The organism is Nocardia sp. NPDC051570, assembly GCF_044454005.1.
In the GTDB taxonomy this organism is placed as follows: domain Bacteria; phylum Actinomycetota; class Actinomycetes; order Mycobacteriales; family Mycobacteriaceae; genus Nocardia.
The window spans coordinates 272,512-297,535 of sequence record NZ_JBITDI010000010.1 but is presented as its reverse complement, the minus strand read 5'-3'; the positions used below and the strand labels follow the sequence as shown (position 1 = coordinate 297,535).

Below are 25,024 nucleotides of genomic sequence, written 5' to 3'. Positions count from 1 at the left end.
CGACGGTGATTACTGGTTGGTGTCGTCCTCCGGACGGAATGCCTTGGTGGCGTCCGCGGCCGGATTGGCGGGCTGCTCGCCGCCGAATGGATTGGCCTGGGTGGGCGGCTGAGTCGACTGGGCGGGCTGACCGTAGCTCGGGCTGCCGTAGGACTGCCCGGACTGCGCGGCGCCGAAGTGCTGCGTGGCGACATCCTCACTGGAGGACTGCTGCGGACGCGGCTGCTGCGCACCGTAAGGCTGCTGGGCGCCTTGGCCATACGCCGGGGTCTGACCGTACTGCGGGGTCTGGCCGTAGGACTGTTGGCCGTAGGGCTGCTGACCCGGCTGACCGTAAGACGCCTGCTGACCGTATTGGCCATAGGGCTGTCCGGCCTGCTGACCATAGGTCGGCTGCTGTCCGTACTGTCCGTAGGAGGGCGGGTTCTGGCCGAACTGCCCCGGCTGGCCGGGCTGGTTCTGACCGTAGGCCGATTGCTGAGCATAGCCACCCGGACCGCCGAATCCGCCCTGCGGCGCAGCCGGTTTCGGCGCGGGCGGGGTCAGGATGCCACCCTCGAGCAACACTGCGTACACACCGGCCGCGGTCTGCACCAGACCGAGGAACAGCACCACCCAGGCGCCCCACGCGAGGCTGTACCCCTCGCCGAGGGTGAACGACTGGAACAGCAGGCCGAGGAATCCGGCACCGGCCGCGGCGGCCGCCGCGCCGATCCAATTCTGCTTGGGCAGCACGGAAAGTCCGGCGAGCAGACCGCCCAGGAGCAGCAGCGCCAGCAGCGGCGTGATGCCACCGGCCGTGAAGAAGCTCGCGGTCTGCTCCGGAATCCGCAGCCCCAGCCCCGAGCCGTCGCCCGGCTTGAAGGTGGCATAGGAGGTGAATCCGAGCAGGAAGTTGATGACGCCCAGTGCGGCGACGCCGACGGTCAGATAGAACGGCAGCCCCTTCGCACTCGATTCCGGAGTCGCGGATCCAGCGGCGGCGCCGCCCGTCGGCTGCTGGCCGAAGCTGGGTGCGGAGGAGGGCGTCGGTGTGGGTGCGTTGTACCCGGAGCCCCCGGTCGGGTATGACATGGCGTCGTCTCCTATCGAGTCCTTCATGGTCTACACGGCTGGATGCCCTCTCGACGCTACTGCACTCGGGCGATCCGGTCACGATTCGCCGAACCGGGCTTAACCCCGGCTAATAGCCGAATCGTGGTGCCTGCGAGGCACGCACGGCGAAGGCCGCCCCTGCGTCAGGGGCGGCCTCAACCAATTCTTCGTTGTCCCACTGCGCTTTCCGCCGGGACAATCAGGCGTTGACGGCGGCCTTCTCCAGGATCGCGCGCGCCAGCGCGGCAGTCTCGGACGGCGTCTTGCCGACCTTCACGCCGGCGGCCTCGAGGGCCTCCTTCTTGCCCTGGGCGGTGCCCGCACCGTCGGAGACGATCGCGCCCGCGTGGCCCATGGTCTTGCCCTCGGGGGCGGTGAAGCCCGCGACGTAGCCGACGACCGGCTTGGTGACGTTGGCCTTGATGTAGGCCGCGGCCCGCTCTTCGGCGTCGCCGCCGATCTCGCCGATCATGACGATGAGCTTGGTCTCGGGATCCTTCTCGAACGCCTCGATGGCGTCGATGTGGGTGGTGCCGATGATCGGGTCGCCGCCGATGCCGATGGCGGTGGAGAAACCGAAGTCCCGCAGCTCGAACATCATCTGGTAGGTCAGGGTGCCGGACTTGGAGACCAGGCCGATCGGGCCCTTGCCCGCGATGGTGGCGGGGGTGATGCCGACCAGCGACTCACCCGGGGTGATGATGCCGGGGCAGTTCGGGCCGATGATCCGGGTCTTGTTGCCCTTCTCCACGTTGTAGGCCCACGCGTACGCGGAGTCCTGCACCGGGATGCCCTCGGTGATGACCACGAGCAGCGGGATCTCCGCGTCGATGGCCTCGATGATGGCGTCCTTGGAGAAAGCCGGGGGCACGAAGGCGATCGAGGTGTCGGCCCCGGTCTTCTCGATGGCCTCGGCGACGCTCGCGAAAACGGGGAGCTCGACGGTGTTGCCGTCCTTGTCCACGTGCGACACGGTGGTGCCGGCCTTGCGAGCGTTGACGCCGCCGACGACATTGGTGCCGGCCTTCAGCATCAGTGCGGTGTGCTTGGTGCCCTCACCGCCGGTGATGCCCTGGACGATGACCTTGTTGTCCTTGTTCAGGAAGATAGACATGTTCGTGTCCTTACTTGGCGGCGGCCAGCTCGGCGGCCTTGTCGGCGCCTTCGTCCATGGTCTGAGCGAGAGTCACCAGCGGGTGGTTGAAGTCGGCGAGGATCTTGCGACCCTCGTCGACCTTGTTGCCGTCGAGGCGGACGACCAGCGGCTTGGCGGCCGTGTCACCCAGGGTCTGCAGCGCGCCGACGATGCCGTTCGCGACCGCGTCACAGGCGGTGATGCCACCGAAGACATTCACGAACACGCTCTTGACCTGGGCGTCGCCCAGGATGACATCGAGGCCGGCGGCCATGACGGCGGCCGAGGCGCCACCACCGATGTCGAGGAAGTTGGCCGGCTTCACGCCGTTGTGGTTCTCGCCGGCGTAGGCGACGACGTCCAGGGTCGACATGACCAGGCCGGCGCCGTTGCCGATGATGCCGACCTCACCGTCGAGCTTGACGTAGTTGAGGTCGTTCTTCTTGGCCTTGAGCTCCAGCGGATCGGTCGCGTCGATATCCGCGAAGGCGGCGTGATCGGCGTGCCGGAACTCGGCGTTCTCGTCGAGGGTGACCTTGCCGTCGAGGGCCAGGATCTCGTCGTTGGGGGTGCGGACCAGCGGGTTGACCTCGACCAGGGTGGCGTCTTCCTTGATGAAGACCTCCCACAGCTTCTGGATGGTCACGGCGGCGGCATCGAGAATGTCGGCGGGCAGGTGGCCCTGCTCGGCGATCGAGCGCGCGAACGCGAGGTCGACACCCTTGACGGCGTCGACGGAAACCTTGGCGAGGCGCTCCGGCTTGGTGGCGGCGACCTCTTCGATCTCCATACCGCCTTCGACCGAGCACATGGCCAGGTAGGTGCGGTTGGAGCGGTCCAGCAGGAAGGAGATGTAGTACTCGGAGGCGATGTCCTTCGCCTCGGCGACGAGCACCTTCTTGGTGATGTGGCCCTTGATGTCCAGGCCCAGGATGTTCTGGGCGTGGGTGAAGGCGTCATCCGGAGTCGCGGCATACTTCACGCCACCGGCCTTACCGCGGCCGCCGGCCTTGACCTGGGCCTTGACCATCACGGGCTTGCCGATCTCGGCCGCGATCGCACGGGCTTCCTCGGCCGAGTCCGTGACCCGGCCTTCCGACGAAGGCACTCCGTGCTTCACGAAGAGCTCCTTCGCCTGATATTCGAAGAGATCCATGTACTCACCGTCTCGTCTGCGTTGTTGTGACAACGACTTTGTTGGCGGCCCGTCGTCGGAGGCGGGTCGGGTCGGACTCTAATCAGTCACATGGATGCGAAATCAGCCGCATACAGCCTAAGTGGCGCAGGTCACGGGACTACATCCGCATCCCCAAAACGCCTGGCCAAGACTACTCGCGAGTAGGTTTCTACCGTGCGGCAGGTGAGCGGGCGCGACGGGATTTATACGACAATTCGTCGTAGACGCACCACGTGCGGTTGCCCGCAGCACAGTTCTATATTCCGTGCTGCTACCGTGATGAATCTCACATGTGTGGCTAGATGGTCCTCAGCGCTTGCCGACCTGCAATCGTTTCGTTACCGTCGGTGCGGTCGATGTCACAGCACGGTCACGACTGGGGTCATGGGACGAGGAGGACGGCAGACTTGTTGCAGCACAGCGCTCCGCAGGTAGAGTGCCGCTCCGCAGGCGACTTGTCGACCGACCGGTTCCGATCGAAACCGGAATCGCATCGATGAGCAACGGCCTCTTTCAACACAGTTCCCGCGCTCAGTCGGCCGGACGCTATCGGCCCGAGAGCGAATCCTTCGGTAATCACCCGTATTTCGGCGACGCCGGATCGTTCGGCGGATACGCCGGCGAGCCGCAGACCGAGCACCTCGACTCCTGGCACGACGCATCCCCCGCGCAGTGGGACGCGACCCAGGACTCCGGGTGGGACGCATGGGATTCGGCCGAGGCCGACGATCAGCACGACGCCTACGACTATCCGGCCGACGAGGCCGAGCCTTTCGATATCGCCCGGCTCGGAGAGGCGTGGCCACAGAAGACCGCTCGCACCGACGGCGTGGCGGGCCGCTCGAACAAGCTCGGCGCCCGGCGTTCCGGTGCGCATCGCATGCCCCCGCCCCCGGCCGCGATGAAGGGCCGTGCGGCCGTACTGGCCGTCGCCGCGGGTGCGGTGGTCGCCGCCGGACAGGCCGGAATGCAGTCGGGCGGAGGGCAACACACCGCCACCGCCGATTTCAACCAGGCCGACGGACAGGTGCACGAGATCGCGGCCCAGGCGGTCAGCACCGATACCGCGAGCGCACAGACCCCCCAGGTGCTCAATGTGGCACCGGTGGCCGATGCGAGCCAGTTCCAGGACATCCTGCAGCACGGCCAGCAGTTCGCGGCCGAGCTCGCCGCACAGGAGGCCGCCAAGCTGCGGCCGCTGTTCACCAAGTTCGCCAGCGGCACCTTCACCTCCGGCTTCGGAACCCGATGGGGCGTCCAGCATCTCGGTGTCGACGTCGCCGCCCCCATCGGTACCCCGATCTACGCCGTCGAGGACGGCACGGTCCTCGACGCGGGGCCCGCCTCCGGCTTCGGCATGTGGGTCCGGCTCAAGCACGACGACGGCACCATCACCGTCTACGGCCACGTCGACACCGCCACGGTCTCGGTGGGCCAGCGGGTCATGGCCGGCGATCAGATCGCCACCGTCGGCAACCGCGGCTTCTCCACCGGCCCGCACTGCCATTTCGAGGTCTGGCTCAACGGCGTCGACAAGATCGACCCGCTCCCCTGGCTCGCCTCCCGCGGCATCTCCCTCGGCCCCGAACGCGACTGACGCGCCGAAACCTTCGCACCGGTTCCCGCACCTCGCACCCGCTATAGCTGCCTGGAAGGGGTGCGAAGCGCGGGAACCGGTGCGAGGTTCCCGCGTCCGGTTAGAGCTTGACCAGGGTGCGGCTGTATTGGGGGATCAGGCGGATCTTGCCCGCTGTGCCGAAATCGATGGTGACCGTGGCCAGGGAGCCGAAGCCCTCGGCGGCGATCACTCGGCCCAGGCCGTACTTGTCGTCGGTCACCCGGTCGCCCACCGCCAGAACTAGATCGGTGTTGTTGCGTTTGCCCGCGGCCGCGGGGGCCGGGCGGCGCGGTCCGCGATCGCGCACGCCGGGGCGCTGATCGGACCAGCCGTCGCCGCGGGTCCAATCCCGGTCCATGCCCTCGTCCTCGCCGCGGCGGCGCAGACCGCGCGCCTGGGGCGAATTCGCGGGCTCGAGCCGCTGCCAGTCGACGAGATGGCCCGGAATCTCCTGCAGGAAGCGCGATTCCGGATTCGAGACCGGCTGACCCCAGCCCGAGCGGACCACCGCGCGGGTGAGATACAACCGCCGCCGGGCGCGGGTGAGGCCGACATAGGCCAGTCGGCGTTCCTCGGCCAGTTCGGCCGGATCGCCGAGCGCGCGCATATGCGGGAACTGCCCGTCCTCCCAGCCGGTGACGAAGACGACCGGAAACTCCAGCCCCTTCGCGGTGTGCAGGGTCATCAGCGTGACCATTCCGGTGCCCTCGTCGGGAATCTGATCGGCATCGGCGACCAGTGAGACCCGCTCCAGAAATGCCGCCAGCGAGCCCGGATCCGGTTCGCCCTCACCGGCCTCGGGCAGCAGGCCCTCGGCGCGGGCGGCCTCCACACTGTTACGCGCCTCGGAACTGAATTCCCGTGCGACGCTGACCAATTCGTTGAGGTTGTCGAGCCTGGCACCGTCCTGCGGATCGTCGGAGGACTCCAGCTCCAGGCGGTAGCCCGTCTTGTCGAGCACCGCCTCCACCACCGAGCCGACGTCGGGGAACTCGACATCGTCCTGCTCACCGGCCGCGCGGATCTCGTCGAGCAGCTCGAGGAAACCCGAGATCGCCCGCTGCGCACGGGTATTCAGCAGCGCGACCTGACCCTCGGCGGCCGCGCGCAGGGCCTGCGCGAAGCCGACCCCGTGCTGTTCGGCGTGTACGGCCACACAGGCCTCGGCCCGATCGCCGATGCCGCGGCGCGGCGTATTGAGCACGCGCCGCAGGCTTACCGCATCGTCCGGATTCTCCAGCACCCGCAGGTAGGCGACGATATCGCGCACCTCCTTGCGCTCGTAGAAGCGCACGCCGCCGACCACCTTGTACGGCAGCCCCATTCGGATGAAGATGTCCTCCAGCGCGCGGGAGTTGTTGTTGGTGCGGTAGAACACCGCCACATCGCCGTAGTTGCAATCGCCTTGGTCGACCAGTCGATCGATCTCACGGGCCACGAACGACGCCTCATCGTGCTCGTTGTCGGCGACGTAGCCCACGATCAGATCGCCGTCACCGGCGTCGGTCCACAGCTTCTTCTCCCGGCGGCCCTCGTTGCGCGAGATCAGCGAGTTGGCCGCGGACAGGATGTGTTGCGTCGAGCGGTAGTTCTGTTCCAGCAGAATGATTTTCGCATCCGGGAAGTCGCGCTCGAATTCCTCGATATTGCGGATGGTGGCGCCGCGGAAGGCGTAGATGGACTGATCCGCATCGCCCACCACACACAGCTCACTCGGCGGCACGGCGTCGCCGCGCTGGGCCGGGGCGAAGTCGGGATCGGCGGCCGCCGCGCCGGCATCCGCGTCGTCGAGCCGCAGATGATGGCCGACCAGCTCCCGCACCAGCACGTACTGCGCGTGGTTGGTGTCCTGATACTCGTCGACCAGCACATGCCGGAACCGGCGGCGGTAGTACTCCGCGACCTGGGGGTGGTGCTGCAGCAGCGCGACCGTCTCACCGATCAGATCGTCGAAGTCCAGGGCGTTGGCCGCGCGCAGCCGCCGCTGGTACTCCGCGTAGACCCGCGCGACGATGCGGGGCAGCTCGCTCTCGTCGGATTCCGCATCGGCCGTGGCGGTTTCGGGATCGATGAGCTCGTTCTTCAGATTCGAGATGGCGGTGGACAGCAGGCGCGGCGAGTACTTCTTGGCGTCCAGATCCAGATCGCGCCCGATCATGGCCAGCAGGCGCCGCGAATCGTCGGCGTCGTAGATGGAGAAGTTGGAGTTCAGCCCCGGCAGCAGGGCGGCCTGGGTGCGCAGGATGCGCACGCAGCTGGCGTGGAAGGTCGACACCCACATACTCGCGGCGCGCGGGCCGATCAGGCTCGCCACCCGCTCGCGCATCTCGGCGGCGGCCTTGTTGGTGAACGTGATGGCCAGAATCTGGCCGGGCGTGACCCCCCGGGCGGCCAGGAGATAGGCGATGCGGCGGGTCAGCACCGCCGTCTTGCCCGAGCCCGCACCCGCCACGATCAACAGGGGCGAACCCGCATGCAGAACCGCCGCCCGCTGCTGGGGGTTCAGGCCCTCCAGCAGGCGTTCGGCCGCCGCAGCGCCGTCTCGATCCCTGTCCTGTGCGCGCCCGCTCCGCGCCTTGTCAGCCACCGTCGTATCCATCGTTCATCCACGCTACCGGCGGACACCGACACGGATGTAGTTCCGGTGCATTCTCAGCGGCCTCTCAACCGAAACTGTTTTGCTTCGCTTATGGCCCGTGGCAGACTGGCCACATGACCAGCGCTCACGCGTCCTCTGCTGTTGGGGTGACCACCGGCGATTCCGGTCACCGATCGTGCACTTGAGCGGCACAATCGACGGGGAACAATGAAGGCCCACCGGGTCTGATTCACGGTGAAAGAACCGATCGGTAACGGGTCGGGGCCGCCTGCCGATCGAAGTTCTGACACGAGGAGAGAAAGTATGAGCACCTCTACGACCGCGACCGGTTCCGACGCCGCGCTGCCCAGCAGCGAGGCGGAGATCGACAAGCTTCGCAAGGAAATCGACCGGCTCGATGCCGAGATCCTGGCGGCCATCAAGCGGCGCACCGAGATCTCGCGAATGATCGGCCGCACCCGGATGGCCAACGGCGGCCCGCGCCTGGTGCACTCCCGCGAGATGAAGGTGCTGGAGCGTTTCAGCGAACTGGGCCAGGAGGGCCATACCCTGGCCATGCTCCTGCTGCGCCTCGGCCGCGGCCGCCTCGGCCACTAGGACCACGAACTCAGACCGCCCCGGGTGAACCCACCCCGGGGCGGTTGTTTTGTCTCTGCGTGGTGGCCTACTGCAGCGCGATGTACTTGGTCGACAAGTACTCCTCGATGCCCTCGGAGCCGCCCTCGCGGCCGAAGCCGGATTCCTTGACACCGCCGAAGGGGGCGGCGGGATCGGAGATGACGCCTCGGTTGACGCCGACCATGCCGCTTTCCAGGCCCTCGGCGACACGCAGGGCGCGGTCGAGGTCGCGGGTGTAAATGTATGCGACCAAACCGAATTCGGTGTCGTTGGCGGCGGCCAGGCCCTGTTCCTCGGTGTCGAAGCCGACGATGGGGGCGACGGGGCCGAAGACCTCCTCGCTCAGGATGCGGGCCGAGGCGGGGACCTCGGACAGGAGGGTCGCGGGGTAGTAGTAGCCGGGGCCGCCGGGGGCCTTGCCGCCGACGCGCACCTGCGCGCCCTTGGCCACCGCGTCCTCGACCAGCTCGCTGACCGCGGTCAGCTGCTCCTCGTTGATCAGCGGGCCGAGCGTGGTCTCCGGATCGGCGCCCGCGCCGAGCTTCACATCCGCCATGGCCGCGGCGAACTTCTCGGTGAACTCCGCGCGCACCGAGTTGTGCACGTGGAAGCGGTTGGCCGCGGTGCACGCCTCGCCGCCGTTGCGCAGCTTCGCCAGCATCGCCCCCTTGACGGCCTCGTCGATATCGGCATCCTCGAAGACCACGAACGGGGCGTTGCCGCCGAGTTCCATCGAGGTGCGCAGCAGCTTGTTCGCCGACTTCTCCACCAGCTTCTTGCCGACCGGGGTGGATCCGGTGAAGGTGAGCTTGCGCAGCCGGGAATCGTTGATCAGCGGCTCGGTGACCGCGCCGGAACGGCTGCTGGTGATGACCGACAGCACGCCGTCGGGCAGTCCGGCCTCGCTGCACAGCTGGGCCAGCAGCAGCATGGTCAGCGGCGTGGCCGAGGCGGGCTTGACGATCATGGTGCAGCCCGCGGCCAGCGCCGGGCCGATCTTGCGGGTGCCCATGGCCAGTGGGAAGTTCCAGGGTGTGATGGCCAGGCACGGACCGACCGGCTGCTTGTGCACGATGATCCGGCCGGCGCCGGTGGGCGCGGTCTGATAGCGGCCGTGGATGCGCACGGCCTCCTCGCTGAACCAGCGGAAGAACTCCGCGCCGTAGCGCACCTCGTTGCGGCTCTCCGGCAGCGCCTTACCCATCTCCAGGGTCATCAGCAGCGCGAAATCCTCGGTGCGCGCGATAATTCGGTCATAGACCGCGCGCAGGATCTCGCCACGTTCGCGGGCCGGGGTCGCGGCCCATGCGTCCTGCGCCGCGACGGCCGCGTCGAGGGCGCGCACGGCATCGGCGGGCGAGGCGTCGGCGACATGCGTGAGCGCCTCGCCGGTGGCCGGATTCTCGACGGGGAAGGTGGCACCACCGGTGGCATCCACCGGCCCACCGATCCAGAGCTGTGTGGGTACGGACGCGAGAAGTTCACTTTCGGACACCATGGTTTCCACCCTAGGCCGCACCCGTGCCCCAGGGTGCCGACAATCGTCGCGAGACGACCCGGCTTCCCGACAGTCTGTAATCTCGGCCAACCGACCGAGCCAGCGACATCGCCTGCGCGGGTCTTCAGCGGGCTGTAATCTTGGCGTACGTGAGCAGCGACATCGCCGCGACGGCGGCTTGGCGGAAACTGCGGGATCACCATGCGGCCCTGGCCGATCGGCATCTTCGCGATCTGTTCGCCGAGGATCCCGATCGCGGGCGCGAGCTGATCGTCGCGGTCGCGGATCTGCGGATCGACTACAGCAAGCATCGGATCACCCGCGAGACCGTCGATCTGCTGGTGCGACTGGCCGAGGTGGCGGATGTCGAGGGCCGCCGCGATGCCATGTTCGGCGGCGAGCACATCAACACCTCGGAGGATCGCGCGGTCGGCCATGTGGCCCTGCGCCTGCCGCCCGGTGCGGCGCTGGCCATCGACGGCGCCGACGCGGGCGCCGAGGTGCACGAGGTGCTGCGTCGCATGGGCGAATTCACCGATGCGCTGCGGTCGGGCGAATGGCGCGGCGCGACCGGCGAGCGGATCGCGACGGTGGTGAACATCGGCATCGGCGGCTCCGATCTGGGTCCGGTGATGGTGCATCAGGCCCTGCGGCATTACGCGGACGCCGGCATCTCGGCCCGGTTCGTCTCCAATATCGACCCCGCCGATCTGATCGCGAAGCTCACCGGGCTGGACCCCGCGACCACTCTGTTCATCGTTGCGTCCAAGACGTTTTCGACGCTCGAGACGCTCACCAACGCGACCGCCGCGCGCCGCTGGCTGGTGGCCGCCCTCGGCGAGGAGGCCGTCGCCAAGCATTTCGTCGCGGTATCCACCAATGCCGAGCGGGTATCGGCCTTCGGCATCGACACCGCGAACATGTTCGGCTTCTGGGACTGGGTCGGCGGCCGCTATTCGGTGGATTCGGCGATCGGCCTGTCCGTCATGGCGACCATCGGCAAGGAGCGCTTCGCCGAATTCCTGGCCGGGATGCATGCGGTCGACGAGCATTTCCGCACCGCGCCGCTCACCGCGAACGCGCCCGTGCTGCTGGGCCTGCTCGGGGTCTGGTACTCGAACTTCTTCCGCGCGGAATCCCGTGTGGTACTGCCGTATTCGAACGATCTGGCCCGCTTCCCCGCCTATCTGCAGCAGCTGACGATGGAGTCCAACGGCAAATCGGTGCGGGCCGACGGCACCCCGGTCACCACCTCGACCGGCGAGATCTTCTGGGGCGAGCCCGGCACCAACGGCCAGCACGCCTTCTATCAGCTCCTGCACCAGGGCACCCGGCTGATCCCGGCGGATTTCATCGGATTCGCCCGTCCCACCGACGATCTGGCGACCCGCGACGGCACCGGCAGCATGCACGACATCCTGATGAGCAATCTGTTCGCGCAGACCAAGGTGCTCGCCTTCGGTAAGACCGCCGAGGAGATCGCCGCCGAGGGCACCGATCCGTTGCTGGTGCCGCATAAGGTGATGCCCGGAAACCGGCCCAGCACAACGATTCTCGCGCGGCAGCTCACACCGTCGGTGGTCGGCCAGCTGATCGCCCTGTACGAACATCAGGTGTTCGTGGCGGGCACCGTCTGGGGCATCGACAGCTTCGATCAGTGGGGCGTGGAGCTGGGCAAACAGCAGGCCCTGGAGATGGCGCCGCTGCTCACCTCGGCGGAAGATCCCGAGCCGCAATCGGATTCCTCGACCGATGCCCTGATCCGCTGGTACCGCGCGCAGCGCTGAGTCGCATCGCCGCGTCCCCCTGATTCGGAACAGCGGAAACCGGGGCATGGAATTGGGGGCGTGCCCGCGGCGCCCGGCACTGTGATCCTGGATAAGAAGGAGACTTCACCACCGGGGGAACCATGACGACCAGACTGCGCGCCGCCGCGCCCGCATTCCTTTCGACCGCAGACCTGGGTCCGCTGCAGGACCTGCCGGGCACCTGGATGGGTTCCGGCCTCAGTGTCGCGGAGCTACCGGATCATCGGGGCGGCGCGCCGTATCGATTGCGGATCAACGCCACTCGCGAGACTCTCACCTTCACCGAGATCGGCGCGCCGATTCCCGGCCGGGGCAACAACCAGGACGATATCGTCCTGCGCGGCCTGCACTACCTGCAACAGGTCAGCGATGCCCGGACCAATGAGGCGCTGCACGTGGAGACCGGGATGTGGCTGTTCGTCCCGCCGACGACCGTGCCGATCGCGGTGGCGACGATCGTGCGCACCGCCAACGTGCCGCACGGCAGCGTACTGCTGGCACAGGGCACACCGCTCCCGGATGTGGCCGGTGCGCCGGATATCCCGCCGCTGGACACCACACCGGTCGGGTTCACCTTCGGCGACGGATCCTTCCCGCCGCCGGACGTCCGGCTGCCGCCCGATGTGCCCGAACAGGCGTTGCGCGATCCGTCGGTCCTGCTCACCGACGCGCTCAAGGAGCTGACGATCGTCCACACCACCACACTCGATGTGCGCACCGGCCTCGACGATATCCGCAATATCGGCTTCGTCACCGCCAACGCCCAGGCCACGAAGCTGTCGTCCACCTTCTGGGTCGAGACACTGAGCGGACCCGACGGGGTCGAAACGCTGCAGCTGCAATACAGCCAGCGCACGACCCTGCGCTTTCCCGCAGGGCCGCGACCGGATCCGGCGCGGCCGATCGACTGGCCGCATATCCAGGTCGCGACGCTGCTCAAGCAGTAGCCCCGCCGGGATCAGACGTACGCGCGCTCCAGGATCGCGCCGATGTCCACACCGGTCGGCAGGGTGCCGAAGGCGATACCCCAGTCACCGCCGAACCGAGTGGCGCAGAACGCATCCGCGACCGCGGCGTGGCCGTGGCGCACCAGCTGTGCGCCCTGCAGCACCAGCGCCATCAGCTCCACGACGCGTCGGGCGCGGTACTGGATCTCGCCGAGATCGGTGAGCTCCTTGCCGATTCGGTCGATGGCATCGTCGAGATGACGGTTCGCACCGCGCGCCAGCGACACCTCGTTGAAGTACGCCTCGACCGTCTCGGGCTGACGACCCATGGCGCGCAACGCATCCAGGGCGGCGACATTGCCCGAACCCTCCCAGATCGACATCAGCGGCGCCTCGCGATACAGCCGCGGCATACCGGATTCCTCGACAAATCCGTTGCCGCCGAAGCATTCCAGCGCCTCGGCCGCATGGACGGGCGCCCGCTTGCACACCCAATACTTGGTGACCGCCAACGCGATTCGCCGCAGCGCGGCCTCAGCCGGATCGCTGGACGCGCGATCGGTGGCACCGGCCAGACGCATCATGACCGTGGTCGCGGCATCGGATTCGATCAGCAGATCGGCGAGCACATTGCGCATGGCGGGCTGATCGATCAGCTTGGCGCCGAACGCCTCTCGATGCCGGGCATGATGGGCCGCGAAGACCACGCCGGTCCGCATTCCGGTGGCCGAGCCGATCACGCAGTCCAGTCGCGTCATGTTGACCATCTCGATGATGGTCTTCACGCCCGCGCCCTCCGCGCCGACCAGCCAGCCGACCGCATCCTCGTATTCGATCTCCGAGGAGGCGTTGGACTTGTTGCCGAGCTTGTCCTTGAGCCGTTGCAGCCGTAGTGCGTTGCGGGAGCCGTCGGGCAGCACCCGCGGCAGCAGGAAACAGGACAGTCCGCCGGGCGCCTGGGCGAGGGTGAGGAACATATCCGACATGGGCGCCGAGGTGAACCACTTGTGGCCGACGACGCGATAGGTGCCGTCGGATCGCGGTGTGGCCGTGGTGGTGTTGGCGCGGACATCGGATCCGCCCTGCTTCTCCGTCATCGACATTCCGGCGATCAGACCGGCCTTCGAGGACGGCTCGCGCAGGCCGTAGTCGTAGGTGCGCGAGGCCAGCAGCGGCTCGAACCGCGCCGAGAGCTCCCGATTGTGCCGCAGCGCGGGAACCACGGCGTAGGTCATCGAGATCGGGCACATATGGCCCGCATCGGCGATGCCCCAGGTGGCGAACTTCGCCGCGCGGGCAGTGTGTGCGCCCGGGCGGTCGTCGACCCACGGGGTGCCGTGCAGCCCGTGCGCCACGGCGACCTCCATCAACCGATGCCAGTGCGGATGGAATTCGACCTCGTCGACGCGGTTGCCGTAGCGGTCGTGGGTGTGCAGGACCGGCGGATTCTCATTCGCCAGCCGCCCCCATTCCTGCGCCTGCGAACCGCCTGCGAGAGCGCCCAATTCGCGCACCTCGGCCTCGGCCCAGCCGGCGCCCTCCCGGTGCAGGCCCTCGATCAGCGCCGGATTGTGGGAGAAGTCGAACGGAACGATGTCCGGAACCTGATTGAACACTTCGTGGGTGGGCATGTGGAGCTCCTATTCGTGCAGTCCGAGGGCGCGCAGGGCGAAGGCGACGAGTTCGGGCACCACCGATTCGCTCTCGAGCGCCTGCGCCAGCGGTCCGACCAGGACCTCACCGATGGCGCCGACCAGGGCGGTGGCGGTGGTACGCGGATTCTGCGGTGGCAGTTGGCCATTCGCGACGCCGGTGGCGACGGCGGATTCGAAGGTTTCGGCGAAGGCGCGGCGGAACCGCAACCGCTCGGTGTCGACCGCGGCGTCCACGGGCTCGGCGAGCAGCACATACGCCAGCTTCGGATTCTTCAGGGCGCGACCGGCGAAGGTCTCGACCGCGGCGGTGACCCGCTGCACGGGACCCCCCTCGGCGCCGGCCGCGGCGACCGCGGCCACCTCGCGGGTGACGACCGCGCGGAACACCGCCGTCACCAACTCGGCTTTACCGCTGAAGTTCTTGTAGACGGTGCCGGTCGCCACGCCAGCCTCGGCAGCGACGGCGGCCATCGACAGACCCGAAAACCCCTCGCGGGACAGCACCTTCATGGCGGCGTGCGTGATCGCACCCGCCTGTGCGTCGAGCCGGGCCTGAACGGCCGGGGTTCTGCGGTAGGCCACGCAAGAAGTGAACCATGAATTCATTTCTTGACGCAAGGGTGGGTTTACGTCGTATGGTCGAGCCCGAACCAGGCCCCGAAAGGACAGAGCGCATGAGCGTACGAATCGAGCGGAACGGCCCGGTTCTCACCGTCGTCCTGGACCGCCCCGAGGCGCGCAACGCCGTCGACGGTCCGACCGCCGCGGCGCTGGCCGACGCCTTCCGCGAATTCGACGCCGATCCCCGAGCCGCGGCGGCCGTGCTGTGGGGCGCGGGCGGCACGTTCTGCGCCGGCGCCGATCTGAAATCCCTTGGCACACAACGATCCAACCGGGTGGCCGAGGACGGCGACGGACCGATGGGCCCGACCCGCATGCGGCTGTCCAAACCGGTGATCGCGGCGGTGTCCGGCTATGCCGTGGCCGGTGGGCTGGAGCTGGCACTGTGGTGCGATCTGCGAGTCGCCGAACAGGACGCCACCTTCGGGGTGTTCTGCCGGCGCTGGGGCGTGCCGTTGATCGACGGCGGCACGGTGCGGCTGCCGCGCATCATCGGCGCGGGCCGGGCCATGGATATGATCCTGACCGGCCGCGCGGTCGGTGCGCCCGAGGCGCTGCAGATGGGGCTGGTGAACCGCGTCGTGCAGTCGGGCGAATCCCGCAGCGCCGCGGAGACTCTCGCCGCCGAGCTGGCCGCGCTCCCGCAGACCTGCCTGCGCTCGGATCGGATGTCGGCGCTGGAGCAGTGGGGGCTGGACGAGGACGCCGCGATCGGTAACGAATTGCGCCACGGCATGACCGCGCTGTCCGATGCCAACGGCGCGCTCGCCGGGGCGCAGCGCTTCGCCTCCGGCGCGGGCAGACATGGCCGGCCCGCCTGAGGCGATGCACCGTGGCAGCATGGCGACCGTGTACCCTGCGCGATTGAGTGTCGTCGACGAGATCTTCCTGCGCACGCACCGGGGCATGGGGACGCCGATCGCATTGCAGGGGCTGTGGCGGACCGCCGGGCCGGTGGAGCCGGAGTTGTTGCGGCAGGTGCATTCCGCACTGCGCGTGGGTCCGCTGGGCCGGCGGGTGGTGCGGGGACGGGTACCGGGGGCGCGCCGATATTGGCGGAACAACGACCGGGCCCATCCGCTGCGGATCGAGCAGCGGCCGCTGCCGATGGACGAGCTGTGGCAGTGGGCGGATGCACAGGGCGCCGAACTGGATCCGGAGTTCGGTCCCGGCTGGCGGCTGTCGGCCGCGCGGCTGACCGACCGGAGTTCGGTTGTGTCGCTGACCTGTTCACATGCGCTGGCCGATGGGCGCGGACTGGTGATCGCGGTCGATCGGGCACTGCGCGGCGCAAGTGATACGGAAGCTCTTGTCGTACAGTCCGATTGGGCGGATGCTCGACGGCAGTGGTCGACGGTGCTGAGCGGTACACTCGGCGCGCTGCGGCACGGAATCCCGAGCCGCCCCGCCACGTCCGCGCCGCGGGAAGATTCCGACGCGACCACGCACAGCGCGGTGCTCCAGATACCGGCCGCGGACTGGGAGCTGACCGCCGCGGCCCGCAGCGGCACACCCAACAGCTTGTTCGTCTACGCGGTCGCACAGATGCTGTGGGACAGCGGTTTCGGCGAATCGACGATCACCGCCAGCATCCCGGTGGACACCCGCGGCGAACCGCGCGTGGACAACGATATGGCGATGACCGAGATCGCGGTCACCCGCTCCGACACCCCGGATACGATCCGCGAAAAGTGCCGCGCCGCATACGAACACCGCATGACCAGCCCCGGCGGCCTACCCGAGGAGATCCTTCAGGTACTTCCCGACCGCTGGGCCCATGCGCTGTCGCGCGGAGCGGGCGAACGAGACATCCTGTGCTCCAATATCGGCGCCCTGCCCGCCTCGCTGTCCCAGCTGGGTCCGCATCGCTGCACCGGCGTCGCCGCCCGGGCCATCCATCCCGGCCTGAGCCCCGCACATCTGCCCCGCACCCGGCTGTCGGCCTACCTCTCCCGGACGGCCCACAGCTACACCCTCGCCCTGGTCAGCCTCGACCCCGCGCGCATCCGATCACATACCGCCCTGCGGGATCTCGGACTCGACGTCCTCGGAGATCTCGACCTGCCCGCGAACCCGTGGTGACGGGTCAGAGGTCCCCGACCTCGCGGCGGCGGTCGAGGTCGGCCTGGCGGGCGTCCTCCTGGCGGCGAGCCTCGCGCCGCTGGGATTCGGCGCGCTCCCGGAGACGACGCAGGAACGCCTCGTCGTCCTCCGGATTCTGCGCGACATAGCGACCCGGGCGGTCGTACTCGGGATAGGCCCGAGTCGTGGACCGCGGCGTGGTCGTGATCGGGCGACCGATCAGCAACCACAACAGCGCGCCGATCGTGGGTATCAGGATCACGATTATCAGCCACAGCCCCTTGGGCAGTTGGCGGATCTCCGATTCCGGGCTCGTGATCACGTCTATCAGGCAGTACACCCAGAGGACCAGAGTGATCAGTCCGACGGCCGCATACGGCATACGCCACCTCCTCGATGCCGCGGTGATCCCCCCGCCGGCGCTCGGTGTCAACAGTTAGTGGCTAGTGTGCAGTAACCAGGTCGGATGACCAAATTGGTGATCTTGCTTACCTCTCCATCGCCGGAATGCGATCCGGTGCGACCCGGTCGCGCACGTAATCCGGGATATCGATGCCCGGGGTGAGATCGGCGTTGGGTACCGGCGCGCCGAAGCTCTGATGCACCGGGAGGACGCCCGCCCAGACACCGTTGTCGAGGTCGTCGGGATCGTCGCCGCTGTCCCCGGCGCGGGTCTTCACCGAGGCCTCGGTGAGGTCCAGGGCCAGTACCCGGGTGGCGGCCATCTCCTTGTTGGTGGGCGGGCGGACGATGCCCCATGCGCCGGGCGCGTTGTGGTCGACGATGACGCGCAGCGCGTGCAGGCGTTCCTCGCGATCGGTGACCTCGGTGGGGCGGCCGTGGATGACGGCCGAACGGTAGTTCATGGAGAAGTGCATGGCCGAGCGCGCGTAGACGATGCCGTCGAGCAGCGTGACCGCCACCGAGACATCGCCGCTCAACGCCGCCCGCAGATTGCCCGCGCCGGTGGAACCGTGCAGATAGAGGATGTCCCCGTCGCGGCCGTAGACGGTCGGCAGCACGACGGGCGCGCCGTGCAGCACCACCCCGACGTGGCACAGCAGTCCGGCGTCGAGGATCGCATCCAGATCGCCGCGATCGGCGGCAGCACGCTCGCGATAGCGGGTCAGGGTGCTGCGCGGCGACGGCGAGAGCGGGGTCCGGGCGATAACTGACTCGGTCATGAGATCAGATTCCCCGATGAAATGGCATTCTTGAATGGCCAATTCATCGAAATTCCGACAGGCCACTACGGATGAGCAACGCCCTGGACGAACTCCCGCTGATCATCGACCGCACCGCACCCACACCGCTCGCGGTCCAGGTCGCCGACGGTCTGCGCGCCGCCGCGACCGCGGGCCCGCTGCGCGCCGGGGATCGACTGCCGTCCTCGCGCGCCCTCGCCGCCCGGCTGGGCGTGAGTCGCACCGTGATCACCGCCGCCTACGACCAGTTGCACGCCGAGGGCTGGCTGTCGGGCCGCCACGGCTCGGGCACCTATCTCACGGCCTCACCCGCGCCACGGCCCGAGCGCCGCCGGGTCGCCACCGAACCGGACCCCGAGGACACCTGTCTCGACCTGGGCGCGGGCGCACCCTGTGTCGAGGCGATCGATCGCGCCGCATGGCGGCGGGCCTGGCGCGCGGCCGGTGACCGAATTCCGTTGGTGCGCAGGGATAGAGCGGGCGATCCGGAATACCGGGTCGCCGTCGCCGAACATCTGCTGCGGCATCGCGGGCTCGGCGCGGGGAGCGATACCGTGGTGCTGGCGACGAGCGGGGCCAGCCATGCGGTGGGTGAGCTGGCCGCCGCGCTGCTGCGGCCGGGCGCCACGGTCGCCATGGAGGATCCCGGATATCAGCGGGCGGTCGGCGCGTTCCGTGCGGCCGGTGTGCGGGTGCTGCCGGTACCGGTGGACGGCGACGGGCTGCGGGTCGAGGATATCCCGGCAGGCGTCGATGCGGTGTATTGCACTCCGGCACATCAGTTTCCACTCGGCGCCCGGATGCCCGCGGCCCGCCGGATCGAGCTGATCGAATTCGCCCGGCGCACCGGCGCATTGGTCATCGAGGATGATTACGACGGCGAACTGCGCTACGACACGGCACCTTTGCCGCTGCTGGCCACCCTCGGCCCGGATGTGGTCGTCCACCTCGGCACGACCTCGAAGATCCTCGCGCCGGTGCTGGGCATCGGCTGGCTGGTGGGGCCGCCGCGGATCACGAAAGCCGTGCTGTCGCACCGGGAGACGACCGGCACCGGGCCCGCCGCGGCCGGTCAGCAGGTGGTGGTCGAGCTGGCTCGCCACGGCGATCTGTCCCGGCACCTGCGCCGATTACGCCGCGATATGCCGCCGCGCCGGGCGATCGTCGTCGACGAGTTGCGTAGCCGGGGTTGCGATGTCGTCGGCGACGATGCCGGAAGCCATCTGGTGACACCGCTGCCCTCGGCGGCCGCCGAGCGGCGGGTCGTCGCCGCGGCCCGGCGGCGCGGCATCCTGCTCGAGGGCCTGGGCCGTCATCACATCGGGCCGCAGCTCACCTTCGGCATTCCGCTCGGCTACGCCGCCGTCGCCCGCGCCGATCTACCCGGGGCCGTGCGCATCGTCGCGGATTATCTTGTCCGAGAGGGTTTTTCGGATCAGGATCCGCCCTCGGGCAGACCCGCGAAACGCGCGGCGAGGTAATCGACCCCCGCCTCGATACCCACGCCCCTATTCATTGCCACAGGTTAACCACATGAATGCACGCCACCGATCCGACGCGCAGCGGAACGTCCGGCCGAAGTCCTGGGCCCGGCGAAGATCGGCCGTAGCATGGACCGCATGACCGAACAGGACATTCTGGCTCGCATCAAGGATCTGGTGGATCAGGAGCACGAGCTGCGATCCAAGGCGGTGGGCAAGGAGCTGGATCCGGAGATCGAGCGGCAGCGGCTGGCCGATCTCGAGGTGATGCTGGATCAGTGCTGGGATCTGCTGCGGCAGCGGCGGGCGCGGATCGATCAGGGCGTGGATCCGGATGAGGCGCAGGCCAACTCGGCCAAGCAGGTCGAAGGCTACCTGCAGTAAGGTCTACCATTCGTAGATGGTAGAAGTCACGACCGCCGACGGCGTGGTCCGCGGTCATCGCGGCCGCCGCACGCTGCGGTGGCGGTCGATTCCGTATGCGGCGGCGCCGATCGACGATCTGCGTTTTCGCGCCCCGCAACCGGTGACGCCCTGGGCGGGTGTGCGTGATGCCACCCGGTTCGGCCTCGCCGCCATGCAGCATCGCACCGGCGCCCGCATCGGCCCGCGCAACGTCCAGCCGACCGGCGAGGATTGCCTGACTCTGAACGTCACCGCACCGGTCACGCCGTCGTCGACGCCGCGACCGGTATTGGTGTTCATCCACGGCGGCGCCTATGTCATCGGCACCTCGGCGCTGTCGCTGTATTCGGGCGCGCGGCTGGCCGAGCGCGGCGATGTGATCGTGGTGTCGATGAACTATCGACTGGGCGCGTTCGGCTATGTCGATTTCAGCGAATTCTCCACTCCCGGTAGGCCGTTGGACTCCAATCTGGGCCTGCGCGATCAGGTGGCGGCGCTGCGGTGGGTGCGTCGCAATATCGCGGCCTTCGGCGGCGATCCGGACAATGTCACGATCTTCGGCGAATCGGCGGGTGCGCATGCGGTGGTGTCGCTGCTGGCGACGCCCGCGGCCGCCGGACTGTTCCATCGCGGCATCGCGCAGAGCGCGCCCGCGGATTGGGCCGTCGACGCCGACGAGGCGCGGATCTTCGCGCGGCGCTGTCTGGAAAACCTCGGCGCCACAACGCAGGACGCCGCCGAGGCGCTGACCACGGCCGGCGCCAACGATATTCGCAAGGCCGTGGATCGGGCGATCGCCGCGGCGCTGTCGCGGCAGCCGGGCAGTTTTCCCGCGGCGCCGGTCGTGGACGGCGACTATCTGCCGCGCGCGCCGATCGATGCCATCGCCGAGGGAAGCGCCCACGCCGTACCGCTGATCATCGGCACCAACCGCGATGAGGCGACGCTGTTCACGCGCTTCGACCGAACCCTGCCGACGACCCCCGAACAGTTGCATCGGGCCTTGGCGCGATGTGGCGACGACGTCGAATTCCGCGTCGTGGCAGCCTATCCCGGCTATCCGGCGGCCCGGGTGGCGGTCCGGATGGGCGGCGACTTCGTCTTCTGGCGGCCGACGGTCGCCGTGGCTCAGGGTCACAGCCGCCACGCGCCGACCTATGTCTACCGATTCGACTACGCGCCCCGCGCGGTCCGGCTCAGCGGCTTCGGCGCGACCCACGCCTTCGACCTGATCCCGGTCTTCGGCGGCGTCGACTCCCCCATCGGCCGCTCGCTGACACTGGCCGGCGGCTATCGCGGCTTCCTGTCGGTCCAACGCGAATTCCAGGACCACTGGCTGACTTTCGCCCGCACCGGCACACCACGCGACACCTGGCCCGCCTACACCGAACAACACCGCAACACCAGAATCATCGACCACCCGTCCCGAGTAGAGATCGACCCGGACCACACGAAACGTCTTGCATGGGAAGGCATCAAGGTCCCGGCACTGGATTGACCACCGTGCCGGCGGGAGCCGGGCCCCAAGTGATCGGTACGCCGAAGCGAACCGATGCGGGTGCATTTGGGTTCCGGCTTCCACCCACCCAGGTCCCCCGCCGCGAGCGCCGGCGAGCGGCGGGGGCTACTTCAGGAGGCGGGACATGCGGCGGTCGGCGAGGATCTTGCCGCCGGTCTGGCAGGTGGGGCAGTACTGAAAGGACTTGTCGGCGTAGGCGACTTCGCGGATGGTGTCGCCGCAGACCGGGCAGGGCTGGCCGGTGCGGGCGTGGACCTGCAGGCCCGAGCGCTTCTCACCCTTGAGGCGGGCGGCGTCCTGCCCGACGGATCGGTTCACCGCATCGGTGAGCACCGCGCGCATCGCCGCGTAGAGCTGTACGGCCTTGTCCTCGTCCAGGGCGGACGCCGTCGCGAAGGGAGACAGCTTCGCGGCGTGCAGGATCTCATCGGAATAGGCGTTGCCGATGCCCGCGAGCAGCGCCTGATCTGTGAGCGCCGTCTTCAGTCGTTGTGAGGTGCCGCGCAGCAGCTCGACGAACTGCCGCTCGCCGACCTCGAGGGCATCGGGGCCCAGCCGGGCGATGCCGGGAATCGCCTTGGGATCCGCCACGATCCACACCGCGAGCCGTTTCTTGGTGCCCGCCTCGGTCAGATCGAATGCCGGTGTCGCCCCCTCAGGGGTGAAGAAGTGCACCCGCAGCGCCAGCGGTCCCTTGCCCGGTTTGGGCGGCGTCGCACTCGGCTCATCGATCCAGCGCAGCCAGCCACCGCGCGACAGATGCGTGATCAACCACAGCCCGTCGCAGTTCATCCCCAGATGCTTACCCCAGTGCCCCGCCCCGGTGACGTCGCGACCGGACAGCGCGGTCACCGGCGGATCGAACGTCTTCAGCACACTCAGCGCCGCGACATCCACCCGCCCGACGACCGCGCCCACCGCATGCTCGGCGAGGAACCGCTCGAGCGCCGCGATCTCCGGCAGTTCGGGCACACTCGCAGCCTACCGGCCCCCACCGACGCGCGACGGTTCATCCGCGGACGGCGTCGGATTCGTCGTAGCCGATCATCGAATCTGCTTATCTACGAACGGTTTCGGCGACGGCTCGGAGAGCGCTCGTGATTCGAGCCCGCTCGCGCGACCGGACGCCATCATCGATCGAGAGCCTTCGAGCTCTGACACGGACCGGTGGCGGAAACGGCACGATAGCTATGATTACCGCCATGGAGATCGCGGTTCTGGCCTGCGACGGCGTATTCGACTCCGGGCTCGCGGCAATCCTGGATGTGCTGGACCATGCCAACGCGGTGCGCGAACAGACCTCCCAGTCTCCGTCCTGGAATGTGACGACGGTCGGCGTCCACGCCATGGTGCGGACCGGAGCCGGACATCTCGTGCCCACTGAGCCCCTCGCACGTGCCGAGTCGGCGGATCTGTTGATCGTCCCCGCCCGGGCCGCACGCGGTCCTGCGGAGGTGCTCGACTTCCTCGACGGGGATGAGTCGCTTCCCCTGCGCACCCTGATCTCCCGAACTCGACAGCGCGGCACCCCGATCGCCTCGGCGTGTGCGGGCACCTTCCTGCTGGCCGAGGCGGGGATCCTGGACGGCCTGCGCGCGACGACGACCTGGTGGCTCGCGCCGGCCTTTCGGACGAGGTACCCCAGGGTCGACCTCGACGACAGCCGAATGGTCGTCACCTCCGACGGCATCGTCACCGCGGGTGCGGCCTTCGGACACGTCGACCTCGCCCTGGCGGTCGTCCGGACGAGCAGCCCCGCGCTGGCCGACCAGGTGGCCCGCTATCTGGTGATCGACGACCGCCCGTCGCAATCCGCCTACACCATCCCCAGCGCGCTGGCGCAGAGCGATCCTCTCGTCGCGGCCTTCGAACGCTGGGTCCGCGAACGTCTCGCCGAGCCCGTCAGCATCCCGCACGCCGCCGAATCCCTCGGCGTCAGCGAACGAACACTGCAACGTACCGTCCAGCGCACCCTGGGGACCTCGCCCATTCGCTTCGTCCAAGCCCTCCGGGTCGAACAGGCATCCCATCTGCTGCGCACCACCGACCTGTCCCTCGAAGCCATCTCCAGGAAAGTCGGCTACGAGCATCCCCACACCCTGCGCCTGCTCCTGCGCGAACGCACCGGCAAGACGACCACTGCCCTCCGAGGCATCTGACCCGCCACACCCTCGCGACCCGCATGTCGGAATCCATATCAAAGATGTCGTTTCCGCCTCTGACCTCGCGCCGATCAGCGACCTAGCGTCATTACATGCCGGGGAAGATCCCCGGCGGTCGATGAAAGAGGAGTTCGACATGGTCGATATGCACCTCGAGGTCAACATCATCCCCGTGCTCGACGCCGAGCGATCCAAGCAGTTCTACCAGCACCTGGGCTGGCGGCTCGACGACGACGTCGCCCCGGCGGACGGCGTTCGCCTCATCCAGTTCACGCCCCCGGGCTCCGCCTGCTCGATCACCTTCGGCACGGGAATCACGACGACCGCGCCCGGCTCGGTCCAAGGAGGGTTGGTCGTCTCCGATATCGACGCGGCCCGTAAGGAACTCGTCAGCCATGGCATCGACGCGAGCGAGATCTTCCACGGTGCGCCGTTCCCCAAGGCGGCACGGCTCAGCGGTCCCGACCCCGAGCGCGCGAGCTACGGGTCGTTCGTCTCGTTCAACGATCCCGATGGCAATGAATGGCTGGTCCAGGAAATCACCACGCGGCTGCCCGGCCGGGACTGATACGGCACTCGAGATCCACGGCGGCACAGACCCCCGCGCTCATTCCCCGAGCGCGGGGGTCACGATTCGGCGCAGCAGATAGATATCCATGATCCAGCCCTTGCGCTCGCGAAGTTCGTTTCGGCACCGCATGATTCGATCCTCCACCGCCCGCAACGGCCCTTCGATCAAGGTCTCGTCCGGCATCCCCAGATACGCGGCCCACCAGATGTGCAGATCATCGCCCGGCACCTGGGTGAACGAACACTCCCCGTCGAGCATCACCAGCGTGGACCGCCCCGCCGCGACGCCCTCCTCGCGAATCCGGCGCCCGGTGGTGATGTGCACCGGTTCGCCGATCTCGTGCAGCACGATGCGATGCCGCGCGGCCAGCGCCTGGGCGCTGGTGATCCCCGGGATCACCTCGTAGTCGAACCTTGCCGCGCCCCGCGCCGCCACCCGCTCGACCATCCGCAGCGTGCTGTCGTACAGCGACGGATCGCCCCACACCAGGATCGCGCCCACGCCCTCGGTCCGGTCGAAGGCCTCCGCCAGCAGCGCGGCACGGCGCTCGTGCCAGTCCTCGACCACGTCGCGATAGTCCGCCGCGGCGGCCACGGTCCGCTCGCGCGGCGGATCGTCGATCCGCACGACCCGATACGGGTGGTCGACATGCGCGTCGAGGATGGCCGAGCGCACATCGAGCAGTTCCCGCTTGCCCTCGCCCTTGCCGATGACGAAGAACACGTCGACCCGCCGCAGGGCCGCGACGGCCTGCAGGGTCACCTGGTCCGGATCGCCGGCCCCGATTCCGATCACGAACAGCTTCCGCACGATGCGTAAGCTTGCCAG

General features: G+C 68.4%; 22 protein-coding genes. 11 read left to right on the top strand and 11 right to left on the bottom strand.

Going from position 1 to position 25,024, the window contains the following annotated elements:
• Positions 1-9: 9 nt before the first annotated feature.
• From ACIA76_RS25750 to sucC, 3 genes are all read right to left on the bottom strand, one after another.
• Positions 10-1,074, bottom strand: a complete 1,065-nt coding sequence (locus ACIA76_RS25750; RefSeq protein WP_397154901.1) for a DUF5336 domain-containing protein — start codon at positions 1,072-1,074, stop codon at positions 10-12.
• 220 nt (positions 1,075-1,294) lie between these two features.
• Entirely contained in the window at positions 1,295-2,209 is a 915-nt protein-coding gene (gene sucD, locus ACIA76_RS25745; RefSeq protein ID WP_397154899.1) for a succinate--CoA ligase subunit alpha, read from the bottom strand.
• A 10-nt stretch (positions 2,210-2,219) separates the two neighbouring features.
• A complete protein-coding gene (gene sucC, locus ACIA76_RS25740) occupies positions 2,220-3,386 on the bottom strand; it encodes an ADP-forming succinate--CoA ligase subunit beta (protein WP_397154897.1) in 1,167 nt (388 codons plus the stop codon).
• A 517-nt stretch (positions 3,387-3,903) separates the two neighbouring features.
• Between sucC and ACIA76_RS25735 the strand changes: the two genes are divergently transcribed.
• Positions 3,904-5,004, top strand: a complete 1,101-nt coding sequence (locus ACIA76_RS25735; protein WP_397154895.1) for a M23 family metallopeptidase — start codon at positions 3,904-3,906, stop codon at positions 5,002-5,004.
• Between the two features lie 100 nt (positions 5,005-5,104).
• On the opposite strand, the gene pcrA is transcribed toward ACIA76_RS25735, so the two are convergent.
• Positions 5,105-7,624: a DNA helicase PcrA gene (gene pcrA / locus ACIA76_RS25730; RefSeq protein ID WP_397154893.1), complete on the bottom strand. Its 2,520-nt coding sequence runs from the start codon at positions 7,622-7,624 to the stop codon at positions 5,105-5,107.
• Between the two features lie 303 nt (positions 7,625-7,927).
• Between pcrA and ACIA76_RS25725 the strand changes: the two genes are divergently transcribed.
• Positions 7,928-8,221 carry a chorismate mutase gene (locus ACIA76_RS25725; RefSeq protein ID WP_397154891.1) on the top strand — a complete coding sequence of 98 codons (294 nt, stop codon included), beginning with the start codon at positions 7,928-7,930 and terminating at the stop codon, positions 8,219-8,221.
• A 67-nt stretch (positions 8,222-8,288) separates the two neighbouring features.
• Here the strand turns inward: ACIA76_RS25725 and ACIA76_RS25720 are convergent, their stop codons facing one another.
• Entirely contained in the window at positions 8,289-9,740 is a 1,452-nt protein-coding gene (locus ACIA76_RS25720; protein ID WP_397154889.1) for an NAD-dependent succinate-semialdehyde dehydrogenase, read from the bottom strand.
• A 149-nt stretch (positions 9,741-9,889) separates the two neighbouring features.
• Between ACIA76_RS25720 and pgi the strand changes: the two genes are divergently transcribed.
• Positions 9,890-11,527: a glucose-6-phosphate isomerase gene (gene pgi / locus ACIA76_RS25715; protein ID WP_397154887.1), complete on the top strand. Its 1,638-nt coding sequence runs from the start codon at positions 9,890-9,892 to the stop codon at positions 11,525-11,527.
• 122 nt (positions 11,528-11,649) lie between these two features.
• Positions 11,650-12,495, top strand: a complete 846-nt coding sequence (locus tag ACIA76_RS25710) for a heme-binding protein (protein ID WP_397154885.1) — start codon at positions 11,650-11,652, stop codon at positions 12,493-12,495.
• An 11-nt stretch (positions 12,496-12,506) separates the two neighbouring features.
• On the opposite strand, the gene ACIA76_RS25705 is transcribed toward ACIA76_RS25710, so the two are convergent.
• Together ACIA76_RS25705 and ACIA76_RS25700 are read right to left on the bottom strand one after the other, a co-directional pair.
• Positions 12,507-14,126 carry an acyl-CoA dehydrogenase family protein gene (locus ACIA76_RS25705; RefSeq protein ID WP_397154883.1) on the bottom strand — a complete coding sequence of 540 codons (1,620 nt, stop codon included), beginning with the start codon at positions 14,124-14,126 and terminating at the stop codon, positions 12,507-12,509.
• Positions 14,127-14,135: 9 nt separating this feature from the next.
• Entirely contained in the window at positions 14,136-14,732 is a 597-nt protein-coding gene (locus ACIA76_RS25700; protein WP_397154881.1) for a TetR/AcrR family transcriptional regulator, read from the bottom strand.
• 92 nt (positions 14,733-14,824) lie between these two features.
• On the opposite strand from ACIA76_RS25700, the gene ACIA76_RS25695 reads away from it, so the two are divergent.
• Together ACIA76_RS25695 and ACIA76_RS25690 are read left to right on the top strand one after the other, a co-directional pair.
• On the top strand, positions 14,825-15,592 hold the full coding sequence (locus tag ACIA76_RS25695; protein ID WP_397154879.1) for a crotonase/enoyl-CoA hydratase family protein: 768 nt from the start codon (positions 14,825-14,827) through the stop codon (positions 15,590-15,592).
• 19 nt (positions 15,593-15,611) lie between these two features.
• Positions 15,612-16,853 (top strand): hypothetical protein, encoded by a 1,242-nt coding sequence (locus ACIA76_RS25690; RefSeq protein ID WP_397154878.1) that lies wholly within the window; start codon positions 15,612-15,614, stop codon positions 16,851-16,853.
• Positions 16,854-16,857: 4 nt separating this feature from the next.
• On the opposite strand, the gene ACIA76_RS25685 is transcribed toward ACIA76_RS25690, so the two are convergent.
• Both ACIA76_RS25685 and ACIA76_RS25680 read right to left on the bottom strand, forming a co-directional pair.
• Positions 16,858-17,235 (bottom strand): PLD nuclease N-terminal domain-containing protein, encoded by a 378-nt coding sequence (locus ACIA76_RS25685; RefSeq protein WP_397154876.1) that lies wholly within the window; start codon positions 17,233-17,235, stop codon positions 16,858-16,860.
• A gap of 106 nt (positions 17,236-17,341) precedes the next feature.
• Positions 17,342-18,037, bottom strand: a complete 696-nt coding sequence (locus ACIA76_RS25680) for a pyridoxamine 5'-phosphate oxidase family protein (RefSeq protein ID WP_397154874.1) — start codon at positions 18,035-18,037, stop codon at positions 17,342-17,344.
• Positions 18,038-18,108: 71 nt separating this feature from the next.
• On the opposite strand from ACIA76_RS25680, the gene ACIA76_RS25675 reads away from it, so the two are divergent.
• The 3 genes from ACIA76_RS25675 to ACIA76_RS25665 all read left to right on the top strand — a co-directional run bounded on the left by ACIA76_RS25675 (position 18,109) and on the right by ACIA76_RS25665 (position 21,442).
• On the top strand, positions 18,109-19,539 hold the full coding sequence (locus ACIA76_RS25675) for a PLP-dependent aminotransferase family protein (RefSeq protein ID WP_397154872.1): 1,431 nt from the start codon (positions 18,109-18,111) through the stop codon (positions 19,537-19,539).
• 138 nt (positions 19,540-19,677) lie between these two features.
• Complete coding sequence (locus tag ACIA76_RS25670; protein WP_397154870.1) at positions 19,678-19,923, top strand: DUF2630 family protein; 246 nt, start codon at positions 19,678-19,680, stop codon at positions 19,921-19,923.
• A 16-nt stretch (positions 19,924-19,939) separates the two neighbouring features.
• Positions 19,940-21,442, top strand: coding sequence for a carboxylesterase/lipase family protein (locus ACIA76_RS25665; protein WP_397154869.1), 1,503 nt, complete (start codon positions 19,940-19,942; stop codon positions 21,440-21,442).
• 126 nt (positions 21,443-21,568) lie between these two features.
• On the opposite strand, the gene ACIA76_RS25660 is transcribed toward ACIA76_RS25665, so the two are convergent.
• Positions 21,569-22,435 carry an Fpg/Nei family DNA glycosylase gene (locus tag ACIA76_RS25660; RefSeq protein WP_397154867.1) on the bottom strand — a complete coding sequence of 289 codons (867 nt, stop codon included), beginning with the start codon at positions 22,433-22,435 and terminating at the stop codon, positions 21,569-21,571.
• A gap of 230 nt (positions 22,436-22,665) precedes the next feature.
• On the opposite strand from ACIA76_RS25660, the gene ACIA76_RS25655 reads away from it, so the two are divergent.
• Both ACIA76_RS25655 and ACIA76_RS25650 read left to right on the top strand, forming a co-directional pair.
• Positions 22,666-23,622, top strand: coding sequence for a GlxA family transcriptional regulator (locus ACIA76_RS25655; RefSeq protein WP_397154865.1), 957 nt, complete (start codon positions 22,666-22,668; stop codon positions 23,620-23,622).
• A 139-nt stretch (positions 23,623-23,761) separates the two neighbouring features.
• Complete coding sequence (locus ACIA76_RS25650) at positions 23,762-24,193, top strand: VOC family protein (RefSeq protein WP_397154863.1); 432 nt, start codon at positions 23,762-23,764, stop codon at positions 24,191-24,193.
• A 39-nt stretch (positions 24,194-24,232) separates the two neighbouring features.
• On the opposite strand, the gene cobF is transcribed toward ACIA76_RS25650, so the two are convergent.
• On the bottom strand, positions 24,233-25,006 hold the full coding sequence (gene cobF, locus ACIA76_RS25645) for a precorrin-6A synthase (deacetylating) (protein ID WP_397154861.1): 774 nt from the start codon (positions 25,004-25,006) through the stop codon (positions 24,233-24,235).
• Positions 25,007-25,024 lie beyond the last annotated feature (18 nt).